The organism is Aminobacter sp. P4_H6_2 (assembly GCF_056400805.1).
This window is the reverse complement of record NZ_JBFUKO010000428.1, coordinates 1-4,698: the sequence shown is the minus strand read 5'-3', so window position 1 is coordinate 4,698 and position 4,698 is coordinate 1. Positions and strand designations below refer to the sequence as shown.

6 protein-coding genes, 1 pseudogene and 1 riboswitch are annotated in these 4,698 nt (G+C 61.2%); all 7 genes and pseudogenes read left to right on the top strand.

Features of this window, described 5'->3' with window-relative positions; genetic code table 11:
• A partial coding sequence (locus AC1DUU_RS23525) for a zinc-binding dehydrogenase (RefSeq protein ID WP_476785798.1) occupies positions 1 to 600 on the top strand: 600 nt, incomplete at its 5' end.
• The gene (locus AC1DUU_RS23520) at positions 600 to 1,091 is read left to right on the top strand and encodes a GNAT family N-acetyltransferase (RefSeq protein WP_476785797.1); all 492 of its coding nucleotides are present in this window, start codon (positions 600 to 602) and stop codon (positions 1,089 to 1,091) included. The genes AC1DUU_RS23525 and AC1DUU_RS23520, both read left to right, overlap by 1 nt.
• A gap of 154 nt (positions 1,092 to 1,245) precedes the next feature.
• Positions 1,246 to 1,734, top strand: coding sequence for a YaiI/YqxD family protein (locus AC1DUU_RS23515; RefSeq protein ID WP_476785796.1), 489 nt, complete (start codon positions 1,246 to 1,248; stop codon positions 1,732 to 1,734).
• A complete protein-coding gene (locus AC1DUU_RS23510; RefSeq protein ID WP_476785795.1) occupies positions 1,731 to 2,384 on the top strand; it encodes a DUF1345 domain-containing protein in 654 nt (217 codons plus the stop codon). The genes AC1DUU_RS23515 and AC1DUU_RS23510 overlap by 4 nt, the downstream gene beginning before the upstream one ends.
• A 119-nt stretch (positions 2,385 to 2,503) precedes the next feature.
• A complete protein-coding gene (locus AC1DUU_RS23505; RefSeq protein ID WP_476785794.1) occupies positions 2,504 to 3,379 on the top strand; it encodes a cytochrome b/b6 domain-containing protein in 876 nt (291 codons plus the stop codon).
• 16 nt (positions 3,380 to 3,395) lie between these two features.
• The gene (locus AC1DUU_RS23500; RefSeq protein ID WP_476785799.1) at positions 3,396 to 4,187 is read left to right on the top strand and encodes a molybdopterin-binding protein; all 792 of its coding nucleotides are present in this window, start codon (positions 3,396 to 3,398) and stop codon (positions 4,185 to 4,187) included.
• A gap of 134 nt (positions 4,188 to 4,321) precedes the next feature.
• A riboswitch (glycine riboswitch) is annotated at positions 4,322 to 4,408 on the top strand.
• A 148-nt stretch (positions 4,409 to 4,556) separates the two neighbouring features.
• Positions 4,557 to 4,698: pseudogene (locus AC1DUU_RS23495) on the top strand (glycine cleavage system aminomethyltransferase GcvT); the annotation flags it as partial.

Here is a 4,698-nt window from a genome sequence, read left to right as displayed (position 1 = left end):
GCTGTCATCAACACCGCCAAGGTCGAGATCGGTGCGACAGCCATCGTCTTCGGTCTCGGTGGCATCGGCCTCAACGTGCTGCAGGGTCTGCGCCTTGCCGGTGCCGACATGATCATCGGCGTCGACATCAACAATGACCGCAAGGCGTGGGGCGAAAAGTTCGGCATGACGCACTTCGTCAACCCGAAGGAGGTCGACGGCGACATCGTTCCCTATCTCGTCAACATGACCAAGCGCGGTGCCGACCAGATCGGTGGCGCCGACTACACCTTCGACTGCACCGGCAACGTCAAGGTGATGCGCCAGGCACTTGAAGCCAGCCATCGCGGCTGGGGTGAATCGATCGTCATCGGTGTCGCCGGTGCCGGCCAGGAGATCGCGACGCGGCCGTTCCAGCTGGTCACCGGCCGGACCTGGAAGGGCACCGCCTTCGGCGGCGCGCGCGGCCGCACCGACGTGCMCAAGATCGTCGAGTGGTACATGGAGGGCAAGATCCAGATCGACCCGATGATCACCCACACGCTCAAGCTCGAAGACATCAACAAGGGTTTTGACCTGATGCATGCAGGCGAAAGCATCAGAAGTGTCGTGGTCTACTGATGAGCGAGGTCGCATACGAGGTCGATGTCAGGGGGCTGGACGACCTGCCCCCACGCGACCTCTATGCGATGCTGAAGATGCGCATCGACGTCTTCGTCGTTGAACAGAAATGCGCATTCCCCGAAATGGACGGCAAGGATCCTGAGGCGTTGCACCTCAGGATCCTTGCCGGCACGGAATTGCTGGCGAGCACGCGTATCATCGCGCCGTCCGGCACCGACGATCCGGCCCATATCGGCCGGGTCGTCGTGTCGCCCGACCATCGCGGCAAGCGCCTCGGCGAAAAGCTGATGGCGGAATCCGTCTCCGCCTGCGAACGGCTGTTTCCGGACAGGCCTATCGCGCTCTCCGCGCAGAGCCATCTCGAGAAGTTTTATGCGTCGTTCGGCTTCGAGACGGTGTCGGAGGAATATCTGGAAGACGATATCCCCCATATCGACATGCTGCGTCCGAGGTCRCACACCGGCTCGACAGGTCAAAGTCAGGCCTGACGGCCACGCCATTGGCGCGCCGCCCTGGTAGTCACTCTGCCAGGCATCGGCCTTTTCGGCCCATTGTTCGCGATTGATCAGATGTGCCATGGTCGACCTCCGTTCGACGCGCCGACCATAGCCACAGATATCCTCTCCCGGAACCATGCCTGAAATGACTGAAAATGCCCCCATCATCTATGTCGATGCCGACGCCTGCCCGGTGAAGGACGAGGTGGTGAAGGTCGCAGAACGGCTCGACCTTGTCGTCACCTTCGTCTCCAATGGCGGCCTGAGGCCGTCGCGCGACCTGATGATCCGCAACGTCGTCGTCTCCAAGGGAGCGGACGCTGCCGATGACTGGATCATCGAGAACGCGCGCGCCAACGACATCGTCGTCACCGCCGACATTCCGCTGGCTGCCAGGGCGGTCGCGCTTGGCGCGCATGTGCTGGGCCCCACCGGCAGGCCGTTCACACCCGAAAGCATCGGCATGGCAGTGGCCATGCGCGACCTCAAGCAGCATCTGCGCGAAACCGGCGAGAGCAAGGGCTACAACGCTTCCTTCGCACCGCAGGATCGGTCGCGCTTTCTGGGCGCCCTTGACCAGACGGCACGACGGGCGCTCCGGTCGGTTCCTTCTGGCAAAGGTGAGCCCGAATGATGCGGTTTCGCCGACACTTCATTTTCGCGGCCAGCGCCGCTGTCGGCTTGATCGCACTTGGCGCGGCTCTGTTTCTGCAACATCCCTTGAGCTATGCAATTGCCGCCAATGCTTTTTTCGTGGCCTACATTTTCCTTGTGCTGCGCGAAATGCCGAAGCTGACAGCGGACTTCCTGAGCCGGCGTGCCCAGCAGGCGGACGAGCCTATCTGGATCATCTTCCTGGTCACGATCGGCATCGTTGCGGTGGCAGTAGGGTCGCTGTTTGTACTGATGAACGCGAAGCAGTCCCCGCATCCCTACTGGCTTGCCTTTTCGCTGCTGTCATTGCCGTTGGGCTGGTCCACCATCCATGCCATGGCGGCGTTGCACTACGCCCACCTCTTCTGGAAGGGCGACAAGAACCAAACGACCTCAACACGCAGCCGGATTCCGGTCGGGGGATTGATATTTCCAGATACCGAGCGCCCCTGCGGCTGGGATTTTCTCTATTTCTCCCTCGTCATCGGGATGACCGCTCAGACCGCCGACACCAATATCTCCACGACGGTGATGCGAAAGGCTGTAATGGCCCATTCGGTCCTGTCGTTCTTCTTCAACACCATCATCGTGGCTGCCGCGGTCAATCTGGTGGTTTCACTGGCAAGCTGACCGGCTCACGCGAATATCATCGCAACGGCGAAACAAAATCCAATCTCCAAGCGTAATCACTTCCGAAGGGGCGTAAAATGACGTCCCGCGATGGCTGAGGCCACGGGAGGTCAGGTCCGATGGAAAGCCAGGCACGCACGGCGCAGCAGGCGGATGAGCAGCCCGCGCCGATCGCAGATGGCGAACTGGTCTACCGCCAAACGCGCTGGACCCGCCTCACCCACTTGGTCTGGGCGCTGTCGCTGTTTTTCCTGCTGCTGAGTGGCCTGCAGATCTTCAACGCCCACCCCGCGCTCTATATCGGCCAGCAATCGGGCTTTGCTTTCAACAATGGCGTGCTTGCCATCGGCGCGGAAAATACCGCAACAGGACCAGTTGGTTACACCACAATTCTCGGAAATCGTTTCAACACCTCGGGCGTGCTAGGGCTGTCAGGTCCGGCCGACAATCCGAGCGGTCGCGCCTTCCCGGCATGGGCAACGATTCCCTCCGGCCAGGACCTTGCGACGGGGCGCGTGGTGCATTTCTTCTTCGCCTGGCTTTTGTCCGGCACGCTGCTCGTCTGGCTCATCGCCAGCCTGTTCAGCGGCCATCTACGCCGCGATCTCGCACCGGGCATCGATGATCTGCGCCGGCTGCCCAAGGACATTTCCGACCACGCAAGGCTGAAATTCCATCACGGCCGCGACTACAACACGCTGCAGAAGCTCGCCTATGGCGGCGTGTTGTTCGTGCTGCTGCCACTAATGATCCTGACCGGGCTTGCCATGTCGCCGAGCATGAACGCCGCGATCCCGTTCCTCACTGACATGCTGGGTGGGCGGCAGACCGCACGCACCATTCATTTCATCACCATGCTGCTGATCGTCGGCTTCTTCATCGTTCATATGCTGATGATCCTCGCTGCCGGTCCGATCAATGAACTGCGCTCGATCGTCACCGGCTGGTATCGCACCGACCGGGCTGAAAACGACCGCCCCAAAGGGAGCGACTGAGATGCCCAAATTGGACATGCCGAAGTTCCAGATCACCCGCAGGCGCTTCCTCACAGCCGCCACGCTCGGGGCATCGACCGTTGCGCTGTCTGGCTGCGATGCCTTCGACTTCCTGCAGGACCGCGACAGCAGCGTGCGCAACTTCCTCACTGGTGCCAACGATCTGACCTATCATGCTCAAAGGTTAATTGCCGGCCGCAACTCCCTGGCGCAGGAATTCACCGAGGCTGACATCCGCCAGCCGCAGCGGCCGAACGGCATCACCGCGCCCAACGACAGCGTCTATTTGGGGCTCCAGGTCAACGACTTCGCCGATTGGCGGCTGGAGGTCATTGGCCTTGTCGAAAAGCCGTTGTCACTGTCGCGGCAGCAACTGATGGATATGCCCTCTCGCACCCAGATCACCCGCCATGACTGCGTCGAAGGCTGGAGCTGCATCGCCAAATGGACCGGCGTGCCGATGGCGCTGGTGCTCGACCAGGCGGTGGTCAAGCCTGAGGCGCGCTATGTCGTTTTCCATTGCCTCGACACGATCGAGCAAAGCCTGTCGGGCGACATCAAATATTACGGCTCGATCGACCTGATCGACGCGCGCCACCCGCAAACGATCCTCGCCTATGGCATGAATGGTGGCCCGCTGCCGGTGGAAAACGGGGCGCCGCTGCGCGTGCGGGTCGAGCGCCAGCTCGGCTACAAGATGCCAAAATACCTCCACAAGATCGAACTGGTCGACAGCTTTGGGGTCATGGGCCTCGGCAAGGGCGGCTATTGGGAAGACCGCGGCTACGACTGGTATGGCGGCATCTGACGGCGATCGTCCTTGCCTCCACTACCCGGAAGTATTGGATAGGACTATCCTCCCGGTGAATAAGCACTGCGCGTCTAGGTGACAAAGCGTCGTGCTTGGGATATTGACGACTCGTCGAGGGCCTTTGCGGGCTCTACCTGTTTGCGGGAGAGAACAGCGGAAGCTGTCGCCGAAGGGGAAATCGCCCGAAATCTCTCAGGCAAAAGAACCGTAGACGGGAAAGACACTCTGGAAAGTCGGGACTTCGATCCCGCGCCGAAGGTGTAAGCGCTGCCGACAGAGTTCCGGAGCGCGAGTCTCTCAGGCTTCAGACAGAGGGGCACGGAATGGCCGCCGCAGCGGCTGGACACGTGCGACTCTGGAGAAGACATGACGGGCGACCATACCAACGAACTACCCCTTGCTGACCTGCATTCCGCCGCTGGTGCGCGCTTTGGCGCCTTCGCCGGCTGGAACATGCCGCTGACCTACCCTGCCGGCGTGATGAAGGAGCACCTTCACACGCGTGAAC

Coding starts and splice junctions, on each gene's coding strand:
- AC1DUU_RS23505 (WP_476785794.1), top strand. CDS start 2,504: ATGGAAAGCCAGGCACGCACGGCGCAGCAGGCGGATGAGCAGCCCGCG.
- AC1DUU_RS23500 (WP_476785799.1), top strand. CDS start 3,396: ATGCCGAAGTTCCAGATCACCCGCAGGCGCTTCCTCACAGCCGCCACG.
- AC1DUU_RS23515 (WP_476785796.1), top strand. CDS start 1,246: ATGACTGAAAATGCCCCCATCATCTATGTCGATGCCGACGCCTGCCCG.
- AC1DUU_RS23510 (WP_476785795.1), top strand. CDS start 1,731: ATGATGCGGTTTCGCCGACACTTCATTTTCGCGGCCAGCGCCGCTGTC.